At 73.6% G+C, this 17,776-nt stretch carries 14 protein-coding genes; 11 read left to right on the top strand and 3 right to left on the bottom strand.

Annotated elements, in window-relative coordinates:
* The first annotated feature begins 477 nt into the window (after positions 1 to 477).
* Complete coding sequence (locus IE312_RS08670) at positions 478 to 1,200, top strand: carbon-nitrogen hydrolase family protein (protein WP_189979990.1); 723 nt, start codon at positions 478 to 480, stop codon at positions 1,198 to 1,200.
* Positions 1,201 to 1,433: 233 nt separating this feature from the next.
* Here IE312_RS08670 and IE312_RS08665 read toward each other — a convergent pair whose 3' ends face one another.
* Positions 1,434 to 2,459 carry a hypothetical protein gene (locus tag IE312_RS08665; RefSeq protein ID WP_189979988.1) on the bottom strand — a complete coding sequence of 342 codons (1,026 nt, stop codon included), beginning with the start codon at positions 2,457 to 2,459 and terminating at the stop codon, positions 1,434 to 1,436.
* Between the two features lie 293 nt (positions 2,460 to 2,752).
* On the opposite strand from IE312_RS08665, the gene IE312_RS08660 reads away from it, so the two are divergent.
* The 10 genes from IE312_RS08660 (at position 2,753) to IE312_RS08615 (ending at position 14,996) form a co-directional block, all read left to right on the top strand.
* Entirely contained in the window at positions 2,753 to 3,040 is a 288-nt protein-coding gene (locus IE312_RS08660) for a DUF4190 domain-containing protein (protein ID WP_189979986.1), read from the top strand.
* Between the two features lie 443 nt (positions 3,041 to 3,483).
* A complete protein-coding gene (locus IE312_RS08655) occupies positions 3,484 to 4,116 on the top strand; it encodes a helix-turn-helix transcriptional regulator (protein ID WP_189979984.1) in 633 nt (210 codons plus the stop codon).
* Positions 4,117 to 4,184: 68 nt separating this feature from the next.
* Positions 4,185 to 4,841, top strand: a complete 657-nt coding sequence (locus IE312_RS08650) for a helix-turn-helix transcriptional regulator (protein WP_268254298.1) — start codon at positions 4,185 to 4,187, stop codon at positions 4,839 to 4,841.
* A gap of 247 nt (positions 4,842 to 5,088) precedes the next feature.
* Positions 5,089 to 6,402, top strand: a complete 1,314-nt coding sequence (ectB, locus tag IE312_RS08645; protein WP_189979982.1) for a diaminobutyrate--2-oxoglutarate transaminase — start codon at positions 5,089 to 5,091, stop codon at positions 6,400 to 6,402.
* 116 nt (positions 6,403 to 6,518) lie between these two features.
* A complete protein-coding gene (locus tag IE312_RS08640; protein WP_189979980.1) occupies positions 6,519 to 7,472 on the top strand; it encodes an ornithine carbamoyltransferase in 954 nt (317 codons plus the stop codon).
* Complete coding sequence (locus IE312_RS08635; protein WP_189979978.1) at positions 7,465 to 9,786, top strand: lantibiotic dehydratase; 2,322 nt, start codon at positions 7,465 to 7,467, stop codon at positions 9,784 to 9,786. The genes IE312_RS08640 and IE312_RS08635 overlap by 8 nt, the downstream gene beginning before the upstream one ends.
* The gene (locus IE312_RS08630; protein ID WP_189979968.1) at positions 9,783 to 11,336 is read left to right on the top strand and encodes an amino acid adenylation domain-containing protein; all 1,554 of its coding nucleotides are present in this window, start codon (positions 9,783 to 9,785) and stop codon (positions 11,334 to 11,336) included. Before IE312_RS08635 ends, IE312_RS08630 begins: the two co-directional genes overlap by 4 nt.
* Positions 11,333 to 12,295: a threonine ammonia-lyase gene (locus IE312_RS08625; protein ID WP_189979966.1), complete on the top strand. Its 963-nt coding sequence runs from the start codon at positions 11,333 to 11,335 to the stop codon at positions 12,293 to 12,295. Before IE312_RS08630 ends, IE312_RS08625 begins: the two co-directional genes overlap by 4 nt.
* A 131-nt stretch (positions 12,296 to 12,426) precedes the next feature.
* Positions 12,427 to 12,690, top strand: a complete 264-nt coding sequence (locus IE312_RS08620; protein WP_189979964.1) for an acyl carrier protein — start codon at positions 12,427 to 12,429, stop codon at positions 12,688 to 12,690.
* Between the two features lie 11 nt (positions 12,691 to 12,701).
* Positions 12,702 to 14,996 (top strand): lantibiotic dehydratase, encoded by a 2,295-nt coding sequence (locus tag IE312_RS08615; RefSeq protein WP_189979962.1) that lies wholly within the window; start codon positions 12,702 to 12,704, stop codon positions 14,994 to 14,996.
* Positions 14,997 to 15,215: 219 nt separating this feature from the next.
* Here IE312_RS08615 and IE312_RS08610 read toward each other — a convergent pair whose 3' ends face one another.
* Positions 15,216 to 16,202 carry a TauD/TfdA family dioxygenase gene (locus IE312_RS08610; RefSeq protein WP_189979955.1) on the bottom strand — a complete coding sequence of 329 codons (987 nt, stop codon included), beginning with the start codon at positions 16,200 to 16,202 and terminating at the stop codon, positions 15,216 to 15,218.
* 131 nt (positions 16,203 to 16,333) lie between these two features.
* On the bottom strand, positions 16,334 to 17,776 hold a 1,443-nt coding region (locus tag IE312_RS08605), incomplete at its 5' end, for an alpha/beta fold hydrolase (RefSeq protein WP_189979946.1).

Raw genomic sequence — 17,776 nt, 5'->3', positions numbered from 1 at the left:
GGGCTGGGCCGTGACGGGCAGGGTCGCCGCGGCAAGGGCGGCGGAGGCCGCAACAGCCAGCGCGGACAGACGTGTCGATCTCTTGCGGGCATGCCGAGACGGCATGCCCGAAGCACGCGAGTGCATGAATGGATCCCCCATGAGAGGCCAAGAAGCCCGGCTACCCCGTTGGTCACCGAGCCCACACAACCTGACACAGGATTCGCACAAGCTCGCGGGTGTGCCCTCGAAATCACGCCTCACGCGAGCGGGAATCAGCCCGTCCGCATGAACGGGACGAAGGGTGCATGCGGTCGACTACCTGGCCGTAACGGCCGCCTCCCCCTCCGGGGACCGGCGCACATCGGCGACGCAAGTGGCTGAAGACAATCGCTTTCCGCCGGGCCGTGCCACCGGGGCCGTCCAGGCGCTCACCGTGCCGCGCGTTTCACCGCCCTCAGATGAGCGGAGACTCCCTGAGCTGTCATGCTGACCCGCATGGAGATCGCAACGGCCCAGCTCACCTGCGTCCCGGCCGACATACCCGCCAACGTTCGGCAGATGGTCGCCCTGGCCGGCGAGGCCCGCCGGCACGGTGCCGAGCTGGTGGTGTTTCCCGAACTGGCGCCGACCGGATACGAACTCGACGCCCTGAGCGCCGATCCCGGGCTGTGGCTGAACCCGGACGATCCGCGTCTGGACGCGATCCGGGAGTGCGGCACCGCCACCGTCATCAACTGTGCGGTGGCCGTCGATGGCGAGAACCGTCCCGCCATCGAGACGCTGGTCTACGGGGCCGACGGCGAGTTGCTCACCGCCTACCGGAAGCAGCACTTGTACGAGCAGGAGCAGAACGTGTTCGCGGCGGGGCGGCGCGACGGGCGATTCAAACTCGGCGGGCTGCGTTTCGCCCTGGCCACCTGCTACGACAATCACTTCCCCGAGCTGACCGGCCGTGGGGCTGCCGACGGGTGCCAAGTCCACCTGGCCAGCTCCCTGTACGGCACGGGCGGCGGGGTCGAGGAGCGGGCGAAGGTCTATCCGGGCATCGCCAAGGAGTCGAACCTGTACGTCGTCCTGTCCAACCATGTCGGTCCGGCGGGTGCGTGGACCGGCTGCGGGCGCAGCGCCCTGTGGGCTCCGGGCGGCGGTCTCCTGGCGGAAGCGGATGCCGATACGGCGATGGTGGTCACCGCCGAGATCGGACAGGGCACGCGCTGATCAGCGGTGCTGGGGGCGCCTGGCCGCGGTGCGGTGGCCCCACTACGGCCCGTTCTCGGGGACAGGACCGCCAGTACGCCGACCTGTCCACCGGGTGGGCGGGCCAGTTGCCCCTGGACTTCGAGTCGCCGATCGACCGGGGACGTGCTGCGCCTATCCGGTGGCGCCCGCCTCCGTCGTGGCAACGGTGTGCGCACGGGGCCCCGACGGTGGTCCGCCGAGCGGGCGCCCCGTCAGGGGAGTTCTTCCGCGTCCGACCGGTAGGCCGCGAGCAGCAGCGGCCGGTAGGTGGACTCGCTGACCTTGCTCTTCCTGCGCAGGACCAGGGACGTGCTGTCGACTCCCGTGCCGAAGCTGTACATGATGGGCCCGTCGTCCCGGTACTGGTGCATCCCGCCGTGGTTCCTGAAGAAGTGAACGCCCAGCGTCCTGGGCGGCAGCATGTCCCGCTCGTAGTAGTCGACACGTTCGCCGCTGATGAGGGGATCGGTGCCCTGGGCCAGGTGGACGAGGCAGAGCGGGTCCTCCACCACCGCGAGCAGCTTGCACAGTTCTCTTCTCGCCTGCGCGTATCCGTTCCCCTTCACGTCGTAGGGGGGCAGGACCACGGTGAGCCGCTCCAGCCGCTGGAGTTCGATGATCTTGCGGACCTCCCACCACGTGGACGTGCGGATCTCCTGGTGGGGCGGCAGGATCAGCACGATGGAGTGCGCGGCCTCGATGAGCCGGGCGACCGGTTCCTTCCACTCGGCGTGCTCGGCCCGCATGTAGACGAGACCGCCGGGGGCCAGGGCGAGGTCGGGGTCGACCACCGCGTACGCCTCGGAGGCGTAGACGTCCGACCAGGCCCTGGAGACGACCTGCTCCATGGTGGAGGTGACCTTCATCCCGCCCAGGGTGAGGGTCCGCCGTCCCCTGCCGCTGCGGACGATGATGTAGCCGGCGGACCCGAACGGGCGCAGGATGAGGCAGAACCGCGCGCCGGGGGCGACCAGGTCCGGTACGACGTCACCGATCTTCTTGACGCGGACGCGCAGTGTGTAGCGCAGCAGCCGCACCATCCTGAACACGCCGACGACGAAGAGCGCAAGCACCAGCAACGGAAGGACGACCGGGCCGCCGTCGGCGACCAGCCCCGCGATGAACAGCAGCAGCGCGAGGTTGAAGAGGCCGTAGCAGCCGATGTTGCGCCACAGACGCAGGACGACGGCCCGCGCACCGGACTCCCCGTGGGACGTACGTGCATTCGTTCCGGGCATGGAGCCATCCCCTCCCCCGACGGGACGCGACGACTGCGCCGGATTCCGTCCGGCGCGGTCCCGTTCGAGATTACCCACCGCGTGGTCACCCGCACCGAGGAACACCGATTGTCGAACGCCTCGGCAGCCCCACCCAGCAGTACCCAACTGGCTTACGGGCGGGCTGATCTGACGGTAAGTGAATTTCCTGGCCACGACATAGAACGGTTCGCGCCGGGCACACGGGTGCTCAAGTGACAACCAAAATGGGCTAAAGGTCGTTGAGCCCGATCGTCATCAACGCGGGAGCAACCATGACAAGTTACGGCGGGTCCTCCACCGCACCCACTCGGTCGCGCACCAACGGCCTGGCGGTCGCCGGTCTGTGCTGCGGCATCGTCGGACTCTTTCTGCTGAACATCGTCCTGGGCCCGCTGGCCGTCGTGTTCGGCGCCGTCGGTCTGCGGCAGTCGGCTGCCAAGGGCGGGGCGGGCATGGCCAAGGCCGGCATCGTGCTCGGCATAGTCGACGTCGTCCTGTGGCTCGTACTCCTCGCCGTCGCCGCCAACACGGGCGGCTTCAGCTGGCACGTGGGCGGCTGACCGGCCCGAGCCGTCCCTTTCCGTGTGGCCCGCTGCACCGCCGCGGGCCACACACGTGTGCCGACCGATCTTCACCTCGCCGTCGCCGACCCCCACGGCTCGCACTCCCTCACGCCCACCGCCCGGTACTCGCCGGGCATGGGGGTATCGCCCCCATGTTTCCGCCTCGCGTCCGGCGGCGGACCCGCGGTGGCCGCCCGGACCCGGTGACGGCGGGCCCTGAGGTGGTGCGGGGGGCGACGCCGGGCGACGGATCCGCAGGCCCGTGAAGGTCCCGTGCGCGGCCGTGAAGGGCGCGTGGACGGCGGTGAAGGGCGCCGGCGGTCGCCGGCGGCCCGCAGCGCCGGCGGGTCGGGAAAACTGGGTGCTCGCACCCGATGTTGCCCGAGGCCCCGCAGCCGATGCTCTCTCCTGTCAGGCGGAGGCGTTTTCAGGAGGAGCCGATGGGCGAGCCGGTGAGAGTCAGCATCGTCGCGCAGGACCCGATACTGGAGGCCGGCACCCGGGCCAGCCTCCAGTGTCACGGTGACATCGCGGTGGCGCTGTCCGGGGAGCGGGCGCAGGTCGCGGTCATGATGGTGGACCGGGTGGCACCGCAGGTGATGCACGCCGTGCGGGCCGGGCGCGAGGCGGACCAGCGCCAGGAAGTGGTGCTGGTCGCGACGGAACTCGCGGCCGGCGACGCGGTGCAGGCGTTCGCGGCCGGCATCCGGGGGCTGCTGCGCCGTTCCGAGTGCACCGCCGAGCGCCTGGCGTCGACGGTCGTGGCGGCCGCGGCGGGCGACTGCACGCTGCCGCCGGACCTGCTGGACGGGCTGCTCGAACACGGCCAGGGTGCCGACGCACGCCGTCCGGGAGCGGACGGGGTGCCGGCGCCCGGCGGTTCGGCGCTCTCGGAGCGGGAACGGGCAGTCCTGCGGCTGGTCGCGGACGGCCGGGAAACCGAGGAGATCGCGCGTGAACTGTGCTACTCGCCGCGCACCGTGACCACCGTGGTGCACGACGTGACCCGGCGTTTCCACCTGCGCAACCGGGCCCACGCGGTGGCCTTCGCCCTCCGGGCGGGCCTGCTGTGATCGCGACGATGGCGGCCCCCTCCGTCACCCCCACCACGGCCCCCTCCACCGCTTCTTCCCTGGCCCCCATGACGACTCCGCCCAGGGCCTCCCTGGACGCCGTCGCGCCCCGGGCGGCAGTGCGCGTGCGCGTACGCGTGCGGTCGAGCGACGCGGCGGCGCGCGCGGTGGTGGAGGCCAGACTGATCACCGCGGGGCTGCGGCCCGCCGAGGCACCGGACGCGTCGCCGCAGGACGTGCTGGTGGCCGTCGGGGGCACGGTGGAGGGCGCGATCGCGGCCTGCCGGCCCGGTCTGCCGGGCGGTCAGGAGCGGCTGCTGGTGGTGGCCGACGTGCTGTCCCGCAACGGCGCCCTGCAGGCCCTCCGGGCCGGTGTGCGGGCCATGGTGCTGGCCGCCGAGGCGACGCCGGAACGACTGGCCGCCACCGTGCACTCGGCCCACCGCGGCGAGGGCCGGCTCTCCCACCTGGCGCTGTCCCGCCTCCTCGACGGATCACCGGAGCCCGCCGGACCCGGACGGCGTCCGGGCAGCCCGTCGCTGACCGGCCGCCAGCTGCAGGTGCTGCGGCTGATGGCGGACGGGCACGGCAACGAGGCGATCGCCGCTACGCTGCGCTGCTCCAAGCACACCGTCAAGAACGTGATCTACGAATTGATGGGACAGCTCCAGGTCCGCAACCGGGCCCACGCGGTGGCGCACGCCGTGCGCACCGGGCTGATCTGAGCCCGCCGATCCGAGCCCCGACCGGCCGGGCCGCCCCGCACGTCCGGGCGGACGGCGTACCGGGCCGGGACAAACGCGCAACGGCAGGGCCGCACGGCCTGCCCTTCGTTCCCTGGTGCCGCGCCGCCGTCCGGCGGCACGCTGCTCCTGCTCATGTCCGCCCCGGCGGGCATGGCGACGCTCCCCTCCCCCTGCGGGCACTGCCACGAGCGGCTGCCGCGGGCTCGTTCCCTGCCGAGAGGACCCGATGGACATCGCCGAGGACACCGCGACCACCGGCCAGGAGCCGTTGCCGGAGACGGACTTCAAGATATTCGAGGAGCTGGAGTCGGAGGTCCGGCTGTACTGCCGTACGTTCCCGGCCGTCTTCGAGCGGGCGAAGGGCGCCGAGCTGTTCGCCGAGGACGGCCGGACGTTCATCGACTTCTTCTGCGGTGCGGGAACGCTCAACTACGGGCACAACAACGACTTCATCAAGGCACGGGTGGCCGACTACCTCGCCGCCGACGGCCTCGCGCACGGCCTCGACATGTACACCGTGGCCAAGCGGGACTTCCTGACCGCCTTCGCCGAGACCGTGCTGCGGCCCCGCGGACTCGACTACAAGGCACAGTTCACCGGGCCGACCGGCACCGACGCCGTGGAGGCCGCCCTCAAGCTCGCCCGCAAGCGGACCGGTCGGTCCGGTCTGGTCGCGTTCACCGGCGCGTACCACGGCATGTCACGCGGTTCGCTGGCGGTGACCGGCAACCGCCGGGCCCGCCGGGCGGGCGGGGTCGCCGGGCAGGACGTCACGTTCGTACCCTACGAGGACGGTCCGCAGGGCGGGTTCGACTCGATCGGATTCCTGGAACGGCTGCTCACCGACCCCTCCTCGGGCGTCGAGGTGCCGGCCGCGGTGATCGTGGAACCGATGCAGATGGAAGGCGGCGTCTACCCCGCCGGCGCCGACTGGCTGCGCGCCCTGCGCGAACTCACCGAGCGGCACGGGATCCTGCTGATCCTGGACGAGATCCAGGCGGGCTGCGGCCGCTCCGGCCGGTTCTTCTGTTTCGAGCACGCCGGGATCACCCCCGACGTGGTGACCCTCTCCAAGTCGCTGAGCGGTTACGGGCTCCCGCTCTCCATGGTGCTGTTCAAGCGGGAGCTGGATGTCTGGGAGCCGGGCGAGCACACCGGGACGTTCCGCGGCAACCAGCTGGCCTTCGTCGCCGCCACCGCGGCCTGCGAGCTGTGGCGGCAGGACACCTTCCATGCCCGGCTGGCCGCCTCGATCGACCGCCTGGAACGGTTCCGCGCCGAACTGGACGCGCAGGGCGGCGATCTGGTGACGCGCGGGAGCGGGATGGCGCTCGGCATCGACCTCGGCAGCGGCAGCGGCAGCGGCAGCGGCCCGCTGCGTGCCGAGCGGCTGCAGCAGTACGCCTTCGACCGCGGGCTGATCGTCGAACTGTGCGGTCGCCGTGGCGAGGTGGTCAAGCTCCTGCCGCCGTTGACCATCGATCCCGCCGTGCTGGACCGCGGGCTCGACGTGCTGCGCCAGGGCCTGCGATCTGTCTGACACTCGGTCAGACGCCGCGTGGGACCGTCGCGTTGTGGTTCCCGGCCGACCAGCCCGTCCAGGCCGACCAGGCCGTCACGTCCGTTGAGCCCGTCAAGGAAGGAAGGAGACCGCAGATGTCCGGTCCGCTACGCCGACACCTGATCTCGATCGACGACCTCGGCTTCGAGGAGATGCACGGCATCGTGCGCCGGGGCGCCGAGTTCGCCGCCGGCCGCCGCGAGCACGCCCGACCGCTGCAGGACGCCGTGGTGGGCGTGCTATTCCGCAAGACCTCCACCCGAACCCGCACCGCCTTCTCGGCCGGCGCCCTGCGTCTGGGCGGCCGGCTGATCACCTACGGCCCCGGGGACCTGCAGGAGAACACCGGGGAGACGGTGGAGGACACCGCCGCGGTGCTGTCCCGGATGCTCGACGTACTGGTGGCCAGGACCGCCGGCGACGAGGCCGAGCTACGGGCCTTCGCCGACCAGCGGCGGATGGCCGTGATCAACGCGATGAGCGCGGCCGAGCACCCCACCCAGGCGCTCGCCGACCTCACCACGCTGCTGCACCGGTTCGGGCGGATCGACGGCCTGCGGGTGCTGTACCTCGGCGAGGGCAACAACACCGCCTCGGCGCTGACCCTGGCGCTGTCCCGCTACCCCGGCACCGAGCTGCACCTGCGCACCCCGCAGGGCTACGGGGTCGAGCAGTATTACCTCGACCGGGCAGCCGAGTACGCGGCGGCGGCCGGCGCGACGGTGACGCAGCGGCACGACCCGGCCGACCTGCCCGAGGTGGACGTCGTCTACACCACTCGCTGGGAGACCACCGGCACCACCAAGGCCGACCCGGACTGGCGGCGCGCCTTCGAGCCGTTCCGGGTGGACAAGGCCGTCATGGAGACCAGTCCCGGCGCGCTGTTCATGCACGACCTGCCCGCGCACCGGGACGACGAGGTGACCGCCGAGGTGCTGGACGGCCCCGCCTCCATCGCCTTCGAGCAGGCGGAGAACAAGTACCACAGCGCCCGGGCGGTACTGGAGTGGTGCGTCGGCGGAGCCCCGGCCGGAGACGGCGATGCCTGAGCCCGTGCTGCTGCCCGGCGGCGGCTGGCGGCTGTGGCGGCACTTCGCGCTGCGCGGACCCGGCTTCCCGGTGACCGGGGTGCTTCGGCTGGCGCCGCCGGGCCTGGCCGAGGCCGCCGACCGGCTCGGTGCCGGAGCGGAGCCGGCCGGAGCCGACTGGCAGTCCTTCGAGTCCGCCTTCGCCGACGCGGCCGTGGAAACCGCCAGGGAGCTGCAGACGATCGCCGGCCGGCCCGATTTCCGGGCCGCGGTGGCCTGGCAGAACCGGGCCGTGCTGCACACCGGCATCGCCCCGTTCCTGTCCTGGACGCCCAGTGCGGCCGGCCGTACCAGCATGCCCCGCCAGCGCGAGGAGTTGGTGGCGCACTACTGGCAGCGGTTCTGCGTCAAGAACGACACCATCGGCTTCTTCGGCCCGGTCGGCTGGGCCACCCTCGACCCGGAGCTGCGCGGTGTCGAGCTGGACCCGGGCACGGGCCTGATCAGCCGGTCGGAGGTGTTCTTCTCGAGCTGGTCGATCGACGAGCTGGCCAGGACGCTGGACCGCGATCCGGGTCTGCGCCCCTGGCTGGCGCCACGCCGGCTGCCGTACCTGCGGATCGGGGAGGCGCAGGTGGGGCTGCCGGGGCGGCCCCCGCAGCCGGTGTCGGAGCTGGAGCGCCAGGTGCTGCTGCGCTGCGACGGGGTGCGGCCGGCCCGGGACATCCAGCGGGAACTGGCCGACCGGGCCGTGCCCCGGCAGGTCGAGGAGGTCCTCGACCAGCTGGTGCGGCGGCGCTGGATCGTGTGGCGGCTGGAGGTCCCGGCCACCGCCCATCCGGAACGCCACCTGCGCGAGACCTTGGAGCGGGTCGGTGACCCGGCGGTCCGCGAACCGGCCCTGGCCGGGCTCGCCGTACTGGAGCGCGGCCGGGACCGGGTGCAGGCCGCCGGGACCGACGCGGAGGAGCTGGTCGCGGCGCTCGCCGCCCTGGAGGCCGACTTCGCCCGCCTGACGCAGGCCCCGGCACAGCGCGAGAAGGGGGCGAGGACGGCACCCAACCGTTCGCTGGTGTACGCGGACTGCCGCCGCTCGGCGACCGCCCGGGTCGGCAGCGCGGTGCTGGAGGCCCTCACGCCGCTGGAGTTGTGCCTGACCGCGTCCCGCTGGATGACCGACCGGTTCGCAGAGGTCGTCGGCGCGCGGATCACCGAGGCGTACCGGCGGCTGTGCGCGCGGCACGGCACGGTGGACCTCGGCTCCCTCTGGTTCGAGTGCCTGCCCGCCCCGCACAGCCGGTCGATCGCCGACATCGACGCCATCCAGGCGGAGATGCGCGAACGGTGGGCCGCGGTCATCGCCGCACCCGAGGGCGTCCGCCGGGTGGAGCGCGCCTCGGCCGACATCGCCGAGCAGGTCCACAAGGCGTTCGGCGAACCGGGCACCGGGTGGTCGCTGTCCCGCTACGCCAGCCCGGACGTGATGCTCATCGCCGAGGACCTGCCGGCCGTCGAGCGGGGCGAGTTCAGCCTGGTGCTCGGCGAGCTGCACCTGGCGATGAACACGCTGGGCGCCTCGCTCTTCGTCACCCAGCACCCGGACCGCGAGGAGCTGGTCGCGGAGACCACGGCGGACTTCCCCGGTCCACGGCTGGTGCCGATGCTGCCCAAGGAACTCCCGCTGATCCGCTGGTCCGCACGGAGCCGGCCGGCGCTGGACCGCCCGCAGGACTACTACGTGGCGCTGGTGGACCACACGGCCGACCCGCGCCGCCCGCGCACCGTCCGCTGTGCGGACGTGGTCGTCGAGGAGCGGGCGGGCCGGCTGGTCGCCGAACTGCCCGACGGCGCCGTGTTCGACCTGCTCGACGTCTTCTGCCACGCGATGACCAACCGGGTGATGGACCGGTTCCGGATCCGCCCGGACGCCGACCACTCCCCCCGCGTCACCGTGGACAAGATGGTCATCTCCCGCGAGACCTGGCGCTTCGCCGCCGGCCAACTGCCGTTCGCCACCGAGAAGAGCGAGGCGAAGCGGTTCGTGCGGGCCCGTCAGTGGCGGGCCGGGGCCGAGCTGCCGCGGCACGTCTTCGTGGTCTCGCCCGCCGAACCCCGGCCGTTCTACGTGGACTTCGACAGTCCGGTGTACGTGAACATCCTGGCCAAGGCGATCCGCCGGCTGGCCGCCCGGGACCCGTGGGCCCGGCTGACCGTCTCCGAGATGCTCCCCACCCCCGAACAGGCCTGGCTGACCGACGATCTGGGCAACAGGTACACCTCCGAGCTGCGGTTCGTCGCCGTGGACCGCTCCAAGGTGCCGGGCGGTGCCGGATGACCGGAGAGCCGACCGTGGAACCCGGTTACGTCGACCTGATCGCGGCGCACGCCGCCGACCGGCCCGGGGCACCCGCCCTGGTCACCGGGGAGGGCGTCCTGACGTACGGTGAACTGGCCGCCCGTATCGACAGGCTGGCATGCCGGCTGGCCGCGTGCGGAGTCGGTGCCGAGCGGGTCTGTGCGGTGGCGCTGGAGCGTGGCCCGCACGCCGTGGTGGCGATGGCCGCCGTCTCCCGGGCCGGTGGTGCCTTCCTCAGCCTGGACGTGGACGCGCCGCCGGCACGGCTGCGCGCGATGGCCGGCAGCGCCCGGGCCGGCGTCCTGCTCACCACCGCCGCTCTGGCCGGGAAGCTCGAACTCGCCGTCCCCGGGCCGACCGTACTGATCGACGAGGAGACCGGGGCGGGCCGCGAGGACGCGGGGGAACCGGTCCCGCCGAGCGCGCTGCCCCGCGTCGTGGCGTCCTCGCTGGCGTACGTCTCGCACACGTCCGGCTCGACCGGTACGCCCAACGCGGTCCTGATCGAGCACCGCGGTCTCACCCGCTACCTGCGGTTCATAGCCCGCGACTACGGGCTGGGCCCGCACACCACCGCACTGCAACTGGCCCCGCTCGGCTACGACGCGTCCATCCGGGACACCTTCGCCCCGCTGGTCGCGGGCGCCCGGCTGGTCCTGGCGGACCGCTCGGTACTGCTCCGGGCGGAGGGATTCGCCGAGACGGTGCGCCGCTTCGGCGTGGACACGGTGCTCAGCGCCACCCCGTCGCTGCTCACCTTCCTGACCCGGCACGAGACGATCGCCGCGGAGCTGCGCGGGCTGCGGCTGGTCGTCTCCAGCGGGGAGTCGCTGCGGCCGTTCCTGGCCGCCGGCGGCCACCGGTTGCTCGGCGGCGGGCTGGTCAACCAGTACGGCCCGACCGAGTGCACCATGACCTCGACCCGGCTGCACCTGGCCGAGCGGCCGGAGACCACCGCCGACCTGATCGGCACGCCGATCGACGGGGTCGCCGTCCGGCTGCTGGACGGCGGGTGCCGTCCGGTGGCGGACGGTGAGGTCGGTGAGATCCACATCGCCGGCGCGGGCGTGGCGCGCGGCTACTGCGGACGCCCCGCGCTGACCGCCGAGCGCTTCCTGCCCGATCCGGCAGGTCCGCCGGGCGCCCGGATGTACCGGACCGGCGACCTGGCCCGGCGGCGGCCCGACGGCAACCTGGAGTACCTGGGTCGCGGGGACCGGCAGATCAAGATTCGCGGCTACCGGGTGGACCCTGCGGAGATCGAGGGCGAACTGCTCGGCCACCCCGCGGTGACCGGCGCCGTGGTCACCGCGGAGACCGACGATCAGGGCCGCACCTACCTGGTGGCCCACGTGTCCGGGGCCCTGGACGGGGTGACGGATGCCGGACTCCGCGCCCACCTGGCGCGGACCCTGCCGTTCCACCTGATGCCGCGCCGCTTCGCCCGGCTCGACCGGGTGCCGACCACCAGTTCCGGCAAGGCCGACCGCCGCGCGCTGGGCTCCGCGCCCCCGGACCGGACACCGTGACGGCCCTGCCGACCCGGCTCGGGCTGGCGGACGTCCGGGCGGCGGCCGACCGGATCGCCTCCCGGGTGCGCCGTACCCCGCTGCTGGCCGTCGACGCGCTGCCCGGCATCCTGCTGAAGGCCGAACACCTGCAGTACAGCGGCTCCTTCAAGGTCCGCGGCGCCGCCAACGCGATGGCCGGTGCCACCGCGAGCGAGATCGTCACCGGTTCCTCGGGCAACCACGGCATCGCGGTGGCCCGCAACGGCCGGGCCCTCGGCGTCCCGGTCACCGTGGTGATGGCGGCCGGGGCCAGCGCGGACAAGGAGCGGGTCATCCGCTCGCTGGGTGCGCGGGTCCTCCGGGTGGACGGCGGCGTCGCCGAACGCGAACGGCAGGCGCTGGCGCACGCGAGGCGGACGGGCGCGCTGCTCGTGCCCTCCTCCGACCACGAGTTGGTGGTCGCGGGCCAGGGCACGGTCGGGCTGGAGATCTTCGAGCAGGCGCCCGAGGTCGACACCGTCTTCGTGCCGACCGGCGGGGGCGGCCTGCTCGCCGGCATCTGCCTGGCCGCGCGGTCGGTCCGCCACCCGGTGCGGATCGTCGGTGTGGAGCCGGCCGGGGCCGACCGGTACGCCCGCTCGCTGGCCGCCGGACGGCCGGTCGCCGTGCCGCCGTCGGCCACCGTCGCCGACGGGCTGCGCGGGCAGCGGCCGGGCGCCGTCACATTCCCGATCGTCCAGGAGCGCGTGGACGCGCTGGTCGAGGTCGCCGACGAGGCGATCCTGCGGGCCATGCGGCTGCTGCACCGGGCGGGCGTCCCCGCCGAGCCCAGCGGCAGCGTCGCGCTGGCCGGGGCGTTGGGTGCGGCGGGCCGGCGGCTGCAGGGCGAGCGCGTCGCCGTCGTCGTGTCGGGCGGCAACACGCCCGCCGCGCTGTCCGCCGGCGTGCCGGCCCGCCCCCCGGACGGTGCGGTCTGACCCGCGCGACACCGCCGGCAGGGGCCGGCCGTACCGAAACCCACCGCACCCCTCGCTCAGCACCGCACCGTTCCATGACGTGTGCGCCGACTCACCCGTACAGCAACCAGTCACCCACTCGGAGGTACCGGATGACCAGCACACACAGCCCGCAGGTGGCAGCGGCAGAACTGCCCGAGCTGATCGCCTCCTACTACCGGGAGACGCTGGGCGACGACAGGCTGGACACCTCCAGCGACTTCTTCGAGGCGGGCGGCGACTCGCTCAGCGCCTTCCAGATCACCGCCCGGCTGCAGCAGGCCATCGGTGTGGAGGTGCCCGTCGCCCTCGTCTTCACCTACCCGTCGCCCGAGGACCTCGCCATGGTCGTCATCGCCGACGCCGGCCTGAGCTAGGAGGAGGCACCATGGCCGGGACAACCGTCCCGCTGGGGGACAAGTGGCAGCTGTGGCGGCAGTTCGCCCTGCGCGGACCGGGCTTCCCGGCCGACGGGGTGCTGCGGCTGGCCGCGCCCGAACTGGCCCGGGCGGCCGACGCCCTGGGACCACGGGCCGCGCTGACCGGGCCCGCGTGGAAAACCTTCGAGGCGGCCTTCGCCGAAGCCGCGGTCGACGGCGCCAGGGAGCTGCAACGGATCGCCGCCCGCCCGGACTTCCAGGGCGCGGTGGCCTGGCAAAACCGCGCGGTGGTCGGCCGCGCCGTAGAACCGTTCGTCCGCTGGGAGCCGAGCGCGGCCGGTCGTACCAGCGGCCACCGGCAGCGCGAGGAGCTGGTGGCGCACTACTGGCAGCGGTTCTGCGTCAAGAACGACACCATCGGCTTCTTCGGCCCGGTGGGCTGGGGCACCCTCGACCCGGACACGACCGGGGTGACGGTCGAGACGGGCGAGGGCCTGGTGACCCGGACCGGGGTGTACTTCTCCAGCTGGTCGATCGACGAGCTGGCCAAGATCCTCGACACCGACCCGCGGCTGCGCGAGTGGGTCGCCCCGCGCCGCATGCCGTACCTGCGGACCGGGACGGCGGCCGTCCTGCTGCCCGGCCGGCCCGCGCAGCCGGCCACCGAGCTGGAACTGGCGGTCCTGCGGCTGTGCGACGGCCGGCGTCCGGTCCGGGAGATCCGGCGGGAGCTGGCCGGCCGGGCCACGCCGCAGCAGGTGGAGGACCTGCTCGATCAGCTGGTCCGGCGGCGCTGGATCGTCCGCGGGCTGGAGGTGCCGGCCGGCACCCACCCCGAGCGCCACCTGCGGGCCTGGCTGGAGCGGGTCGGCGACGAGCCGGCGCGCCGGGACGGCCTGGACATGCTGGAGGTACTCGAACGCGGCCGGGCCGAGGTCGCCGCGGCGGCCACCGGGCCGGAGCTGGTCACGGCGCTGGCCGCCCTGGAGTCCGGATTCCGGGGGCTGACCGACACGCCGGCCGCACGGGAGAAGGGCAGCACCACCGCGCCCTGCCGCACCCTCGTCTACTCGGACAGCGTCCGCGCCGCGACCGCCACGGTCGGCGCCGAGGTGCTGCGGGCGCTGGAGCCGCTGGACCTGCTGATGACCAGCGCCGGCTGGCTCACCTCCCGGCTGGCGTCCCGGGTGCTGGCACTGGCCGGACAGGTCCACGAGCGGCTGAGCACGGACGCCGGCGGGCCGGTGGACCTGGCGTCGTTCTGGTTCGCCTGCATGCCGGTCCTGCACGGCGACGCGGCCGGCGAAGCGGCCGCGCTGCAGAAGGAGTTCTGGCACCGCTGGTCGGCAATCCTGCGCCTGCCGGAGCGCGAGGGCAATGTCACGGTCGCCGCGGCGGACATCGCCGGGGCGGTGCGGGCCGCCTTCGACGAGCGCTCGGCAGGCTGGACCGCGGCCCGCTACCTCAGCCCGGACGTGATGCTCGCCGCCGACGGCCCGCGAGCCGTCGAGCGGGGCGAGTTCGAGCTGGTGCTCGGCGAACTCCACGTGGCCATCAACACCCTCGGTGCCTCGCTCTTCGTCCACCAGCACCCGGCTCCGGCGGAGCTGTTCGCGCAGACCGGCCTGGACCACCCGCGGCCGCGGCTGATGCCGCTGCTGCCCAAGGAGCACCGGTCACGGTTGTCCACCCGGGTCCGGCACGCCCTGGTCCGCCCCGAGGACTACCAGATCGCCCTGCTCGACCACGGGTCCGACCCGTACCGGGAGCGCACCGTGCCGAGCGCCGAGGCGGTGGTGGAGCGGCAGGACGGCCGCCTGGTGGTGCGGCTGCCCGACGGCGCGGTCTTCGGGGTGCTGGACGTGTTCGCCCACGTGCTGACGACACTGGTGATCGATCTCTGCCGGTTGCTGCCGGAGGCGGACCACACGCCCCGGATCACCGTGGACCGGCTGGTGCTGGCCCGGGAGACCTGGCGGTACGCCGGCGCCGCGCTGGACTGCGCCCAGGACAAGAACGAGGCGCGCCGCTTCGTGTGGGTACGCCGCTGGCAGGCCGCGAGCGGGCTGCCCAGGTTCGTCTTCGTCACCACGCCGACCGAACCCCGGCCGTTCTTCGTGGACTTCGAGAGTCCCGCGTACGTCAACCTGTTCGCCAAGGCGGTCCGCCGGCTGGCCCGGCAGGACCCGGAGGGCCGGCTGACCGTCACGGAGATGCTGCCGAGCCCGGAGCAGACCTGGCTCACCGACGACCAGGGCAACCGCTACACCAGCGAACTGCGCTTCGTCGCCCTCGGCGACTGACCCCGACGGGACGGGCCGCCACCGAGGACCGACGGGGGCGGCCCGTCACCATGCGGGCGGGGGCGGCGGCTACCGTTCGCTGTCGAATGGCGACTGTCGCTCTCGTGTGCCCGGACGAAGATGTCGGGACGCTCGGGCTTCTGCCGGGTGCGGCCGGGCATCAGGGCGTCGGGGTCGGGACGCCTCGGGCGGCCGGCCGCTCCCGGCGGCGACTCGTCGTCAGTCGGTCAGGACGTGGCCGTCGCCCGCCCGGTGGACGCGTGAGCGGCGCAGGTTCTGGGTGGCGAAGGTGCGGTGCAGCCAGCGGTCCCGCCCGTCGTAGCGCGGGGTGAAACCGGTGCGGCCGTGCGTGGTCACCCGGTTGTCGACGATCGCCAGGTCACCGGGCAGCAGGCGGTGGGTGAGCGCGTGCGCCGCGAAGAGGTGCTGGAGTTCGCGCATGGCCCGCGCCGCCCGGTCGGTGAGCGGCTCGGTGGCGGCGAAGTCGACCAGCAGGTCCGGGTCCTCGCGTGCCCCGCTGAGCACCGGGTGCGGCCGGGAGTGCGCCGTCGGGAGGGCGAAGGAGGGCGGCGGCGCGGTGCTGAACTCGGGCTGGAAGAGCGCCTCGCGGTGGGCGTCGCCGAGGAGGTGGTGGACCTGCCGGATCGAGGCGGTGCGCAGCCCGGCGACCCGGTCGTGGTCCGCCCGCACGCACAGCAGCAGGACGTAGTCGGGGCGGTGCGGGTGGAAGGCGTTCTCGGTGTGGAAGGTGAGCAGGGCCGAGCCCTCGTTGCCCTGGAACTCCTCGCTGCCCGGCACCGGGACCACGTCGTGGACCATCGCGCCGGACTTCTCGGGCCGGAAGGAGATCGGCTCGCCGAGCGCGTGGGTGAGGAGCATCAGGGCGGCCGCGGGAATGGTGGCCTCGCGCTGCACGGAGCCGCTGACCATGGGGGTCGGCCCGATCAGCTCGTCGTCGACCGGCAGGCCGCGGACCAGCAGCGCGCCGGCCGGTCCCGGGTCGCGGGCGAAGTCGGCCAGGGACCTGCGCAGGGGGGCGGGCAGCTCGTGGCGGTGCCGGCCGGCCTGGCGGATCCAGGCGGGGTCGTCGATCCGTCCGTCCGCGCAGGACAGGAGGTCGGCGGCCAGGCTCTCGACGGCCATGGAGGCGCTGGGGTCCAGGGTCACCACGCTGTCGTGCGAGTCCGCTGTGAGAACGGGGGGCATCGGTTCGCTTCCTTCGTCGGTGGTACGTGGTTCCGGCCGGGCCCGGAGGCGGGCCCGGCCGGCGGTCGTACACGCGCGGGCCGGTTCCTCCGTCACCGGGGCGGGCCCGGCCGCCCGCCCCGGCCGGGTGCCTACTGCCGCGCGCCGGACAGCAGGCCGGTCAGCACCGCCGCCACCTCGGCGACGTGGGGCGTCTTCAGGACGCCCAGGTGGTTGCCGCCGACCCGGTGGACCGTCAGCCCGCCGGAGGCCAGCTCCCGCCAGCGCGCGGTGAAGTCCTCGAAGCTGACCCCTTCCGCGACCTCGTGCTCGCCCGCCGCCACGTCGTCGCCCGCGAGCAGGTGCAGCCGGCCCTCGTACGGTGTGTGGCGGTAGGCCAGCCGGGTCTGCAGCAGTTCCCGCCAGACCCGGATCCGCCCCGGCCAGAAGTCGTCGCCGGGCTCCGGTGGGGCCACCTCGCCGTCGTCCAGGATGTCGTTGAGCAGGTCACCGGCCCGCTGCCGCAACTCGTCGACCCGCTCGGGGCGGGCTCCGGACCGGGCGGCGTCGGCGAGGTCGGCGAACGCCGCCTCGGCCCGCTCGAACCGCCGGACGAACTCGTGCATGTTCTCCCGCTCGTAGGTGTCCAGTGCGGGGTCGAGCAGCAGGAAGGTGACCTCCTCGCCCGCCGCGTGCAGGCGGCGCGCCATCTCGGTGGTGATCTGGCTGCCGCCGCACCAGCCGAGCAGGTGGTAGGGACCGCTGGGGGCGATCCGCCGCAGTTCCGCCAGGTTCAGCTCGGCGACCTGCTCGACGCTCTCCGGTGCCGGGCACGGGCGGCTCAGGCCCGGCCACTCGAAGGCGGCCACCGGCTGGTCCGGGTCCAGGTGGTCGGCCAGCTCGGCGAACCAGTGGGCGCTGCCGGGGTGCACGCAGAACAGCGGTGGCCGGCTGCCGGAGCGGCGCAGCCAGACGATCGAGTCGGCCGCCCTGGCCCGCGCGCCGCCCGGGCCGTCCGGGCCGCCCGTGTCCTCCCCCGCCCGCGCGGTTTTGGCGTCGGTCACCACGGCGGCCAGCTCGGCCACCGTCCGGTGCCGGTAGAAGTCCTGGAAGGTGAGCTTGTAGCCGTGCTCGGCCCGGAGCTTGGTGATCACCTGCATCACCGTCAGCGAGTGGCCACCCAGCTCGGTGAAGCTGTCGTCGATGCCGACCTGCTCGCGCCCCAGGGCCGCGGCCCAGGCCCGGACCAGGATGTTCTCCACGGCCGTACGGGGGGCGCGGTAGGGGCGGGCGGAGACCGGCCGGGCGTCCTCGGGCAGCCGCGCCAGGTCGATCTTGCCGCTCGCCGTCATCGGCAGTGCGTCGAGCACCAGGAACCTGGACGGCACCAGGTGGGCCGGCAGTTCCTGGGCCAGCCGGTCGCGCAGGGCCTCCGGATCGAGCGTGCCGCCGTCGGCCGGCACCAGATAGGCGGCCAGTTCCTTCTCCCCGCCCGGCGTGCCGACCACGTGCACGGCGACCTCGCGCACGTCGGTCCCGCGGCGCAGCGCGGCCTCCACCTCGCCCGGCTCGATCCGGTAGCCGCGGATCTTGAC

Source organism: Streptomyces capoamus (assembly GCF_014654935.1).
Classification (GTDB): Bacteria; Actinomycetota; Actinomycetes; order Streptomycetales; family Streptomycetaceae; genus Streptomyces; species Streptomyces capoamus.
Note: the sequence above shows the minus strand (reverse complement) of the source record. Positions and strands in the feature narration are given on the sequence as shown.